Consider the following 3198-nt stretch of genomic DNA (forward strand, 5'->3'; position numbering starts at 1 on the left):
CGACGGTGAGCCCGGCCAGCCCGCCCGCGCCATACAGCCCGAGCACCACCGGGACCAGCCCCTCGGAGATACCGGTGACATCCTCCAGCAGGGCACCGAGGTAGGAGAAGATCGCGATGGTGGCGGAAATGGTCAGTGCGGTAGTGGCGTAGGTGACCCACAGCCGGGGCACGGCCAGGGACCGAAGCTCCGCGCCCATGCGCGGCTGTGGTGCCGTGGCTTCGGGCCCGCCGGGCAGGGCGATCGAGGAGAGCGCGGTCATGACGGCCACGGCCCAGAACGCCGCCTGCCAGCCCACGTGCTGGGCCAGCAGAGTGCCGGCCGGCACACCGAGGATCATCGACAGGCTCAGTCCCGACACGACCACCGACACCGCCCGCCCGCGCTTGTCGGCGTCCGCCGGGGAGACCGCGGCGACCGTGACCATCGCCCAGAAAACCGGCATAGGCCATGGCCGTCACCACGCGCGTGACCAGCAGGAAACCGAAGTGCGGGACGAGCGCGGCGGCCACGTGCCCGGCGACGAAGACCACCTGGAAGCCGATCAGTGCCGCGCGGCGGGGCAGCTTGAGGGTGCCGAGAGCCAGCAGGGGCGCGCCGATGAGCATCCCGAAGGCGAAGGCGGAGACCAGCAGCCCGGCGTGGGAGAGGGAGATGTCGAGGTCACGGGAGATGGACGGCAGCAGCCCGGAGAGCATGAACTCCGAGGTGCCCTGGGCGAAGATGCCCAAGCCCAGGACGTAGATGGCAAAAGGCATGACGGAACTCCATGGTTCGTCGGCTTGCGAAGCGGGGGACGGGGATGGGTGCCTTGGCCCGTATCCAGGCTCCCGCCCGCACCGGCGTTCCCTGCCCGCGAAGCGAGCCTCGCTGAACCCAGGTCTGACTGGTCCACCTTCGCCGTCCCGATGACGCCTTCGCGCTTGAATACCGGAGGCATGGATCAGAACGCCGAGCTGGGAGAGTTCCTCCGTTCCCGCCGGGCCCGCCTGTGCCCGGAGGATGCGGGGGTGGCCGCGGGCGGTGGTGCCCGCCGGGTGCCGGGGCTGCGCCGCGAGGAGGTCGCCCGTCTGGCAGGGGTGAGCACGGACTACTACGCCCGCCTGGAGCAGGGCAGACACCCCCACGTCTCCGAGGCCGTCCTGAACGCCGTGGCACGCGCCCTGCGCCTGGACGACACCGAACGCGATCATCTCTTCGCGCTCGCCCGGTCCCGGACAGTGGGCTCGGGCCGCTCCCGCCCCGCCCGTCCGCAGCGGGTACGGCCGGAGGTGCACCGCATGCTGGACATCCTCAACGGCGTCTCACCGGCCATGGTCCTCAACGACCGGCGGGACGTGCTGGCCGCCAACCAGCTGGCCCGCGCGTTGATCAAGGACTTCGAGGCAGTGCCGTACCACGAGCGCAACCTCGCCCGCTACGTCCTGCTCGACCCCGCCGCCCGGGAGCTGTACGCGGACTGGGACGAGGTCGGGGAGATCTTCGTCGCCAACCTGCGCCTGGCCGCGGGACGGCACCCCGACGACGCCCGGCTGAACGAACTGATCGGCGAGCTGTGCGTCAAGGTGCCGGAGTTCCAGACCTGGTGGTCGGGTCACCGGGTGGACCAGTGCTCCCACGGCAGGCAGCGGTTCGACCACCCCGTGGTCGGCGAGCTCACGCTCTACCACGAGACGCTGACCTTGCCCTCCGACCCGAACCAGATGATCTGCCTGTACACCGCAGAACCGGGCACCGCCTCCGCCCAGGCCCTCAGCCTGCTCGCCAGCTGGACGGCATCCCCCGCCACGACCGGCAGCCACGAGTCCGGCACCACACCGCGACGGTGAGGACCCCGGATCGAAAGGAACCACGCATGGCGCACGCCGACCCGTCACCACCCGCCCACTCCGACCGCGACGACGTCAGCCTCCGGCTGCTGTGGCCCCAGTGGCAGGGCACCGGCGCAGCGATCGTGAAGGAACTCGCTCCCGAGTTCCCGCTCCCCGTCGCCCGCCGTGGCTACGCCGTGGGCACGGCGGTCCTCGAAGCGGTCCTGCCGCCGCACGACGGCCCCACCGCGACCGTCCCGGTCACGATGTCCGACGAAGGCCTGGAGGAACGTGACGGCGTCGAAGCCAAGGCGGTCGTCGTCGAGCAGCTGGCGAGCGCGCTGGAGGTCATCCACCGGCACAACCCGGCACGGATCACCACCCTCGGAGGTGAGTGTGCCGTGAGCATGGCTCCGTTCTCCGAGCTCGCCCACCGGTACGGCGACGACCTGGCGGTCGTCTGGATCGACTCCCACCCCGACATCGGCACCCCGCAGAGCGGGTACAAGGGCTACCACGCGATGGCCGTCGCCGCGCTCACCGGCTACGGGGATCCCGATGTGCAGAAGCTGCTGCCGGCGACCGTGTCACCGGACCGGGTCGCCCTCGTCGGGTTGCACGAGTGGACCGAGGACGACTTCCCGAACATCGCCGAATGGGGCATCCAGTCGTTCGGCCCCGAAGAGCTGCGCGCATCCACCCGGCCCGTCCTCGACTGGCTCGCGGCCACGGGCTGCTCGCGCGTCGCCATCCACTTCGACGTCGACACGATCGACAGCGACGAGATCGGCCTGGGTCTCGGCTTCGTGCCGGGCGGCCTCACCAGCAGCGAGGTGCGGCGGATCGTCGCCGACATCGACGGATCCGTGGACGTCGTCGGCTTCACGATCGCGGAGTTCATCCCCCGGCAGGTGATGCACCTGCAGCAGATCCTGAAGGGGTTCCCGCTGATCTCCGGAGCTTCGGCGGGCTGAGGCCCACATCTACTCAAGGGCCGCGCCAAGCCCAGCGCCCCCGGCAGAGCCGGCGCCGGACGTACGGGTAGCAGCCGCCCGCGTCCGGGACGTACCTGGCGATGGCGCTGAAGTCGGAAGACCACTTCGGCGGTCCGTCGATGGACCGAGGGCTCAGCCGCGGAAGAGTGCGCCGGAGTCGGGGACCGGGGCGTAGGCGCCGAGGGAGGACAGCACCTGCCAGGAGGTGGCGGTGGCGGCGGTGATGACGGGCAGGTCGACAACGGCTTCGGCGGCGGGGATGGCCTCCAGGGAGGGCATCTGCACGCAGGCGCTGAGCACGACCGCGTCGGCGCCGCGGGTGTCGAGGCGGCCGGCGATCTCCGGCAGCTGGGTCTGGTCGAGGCGGCCGACGGCGAGGTTGTCGTCCACTT

General features: G+C 71.0%; 3 protein-coding genes and 2 pseudogenes. 2 read left to right on the top strand and 3 right to left on the bottom strand.

Features of this window, described 5'->3' with window-relative positions:
- Both ACTWQJ_RS49150 and ACTWQJ_RS49155 read right to left on the bottom strand, forming a co-directional pair.
- Nucleotides 1-445 (bottom strand): MFS transporter (locus ACTWQJ_RS49150; RefSeq protein WP_443312851.1); only part of this gene is annotated, 445 nt, incomplete at its 3' end.
- Between the two features lie 49 nt (nt 446-494).
- Nucleotides 495-758 (bottom strand): annotated as a pseudogene (locus ACTWQJ_RS49155) (MFS transporter); the annotation flags it as partial.
- Nucleotides 759-938: 180 nt separating this feature from the next.
- Between ACTWQJ_RS49155 and ACTWQJ_RS49160 the strand changes: the two are divergent.
- Complete coding sequence (locus ACTWQJ_RS49160) at nt 939-1829, top strand: helix-turn-helix transcriptional regulator (RefSeq protein ID WP_443312852.1); 891 nt, start codon at nt 939-941, stop codon at nt 1827-1829.
- A 26-nt stretch (nt 1830-1855) separates the two neighbouring features.
- Entirely contained in the window at nt 1856-2785 is a 930-nt protein-coding gene (locus ACTWQJ_RS49165) for an arginase family protein (protein ID WP_443312853.1), read from the top strand.
- 153 nt (nt 2786-2938) lie between these two features.
- Here the strand turns inward: ACTWQJ_RS49165 and ACTWQJ_RS49170 are convergent.
- Nucleotides 2939-3198, bottom strand: a pseudogene (locus ACTWQJ_RS49170) (Asp/Glu racemase); the annotation flags it as partial.

Origin of the sequence: Streptomyces sp. KR55, from assembly GCF_052245645.1 — a bacterium.
Classification (GTDB): domain Bacteria; phylum Actinomycetota; class Actinomycetes; order Streptomycetales; family Streptomycetaceae; genus Streptomyces; species Streptomyces flavusporus.

Coding starts and splice junctions, on each gene's coding strand:
- ACTWQJ_RS49165 (WP_443312853.1), top strand. CDS start 1,856: ATGGCGCACGCCGACCCGTCACCACCCGCCCACTCCGACCGCGACGAC.
- ACTWQJ_RS49160 (WP_443312852.1), top strand. CDS start 939: ATGGATCAGAACGCCGAGCTGGGAGAGTTCCTCCGTTCCCGCCGGGCC.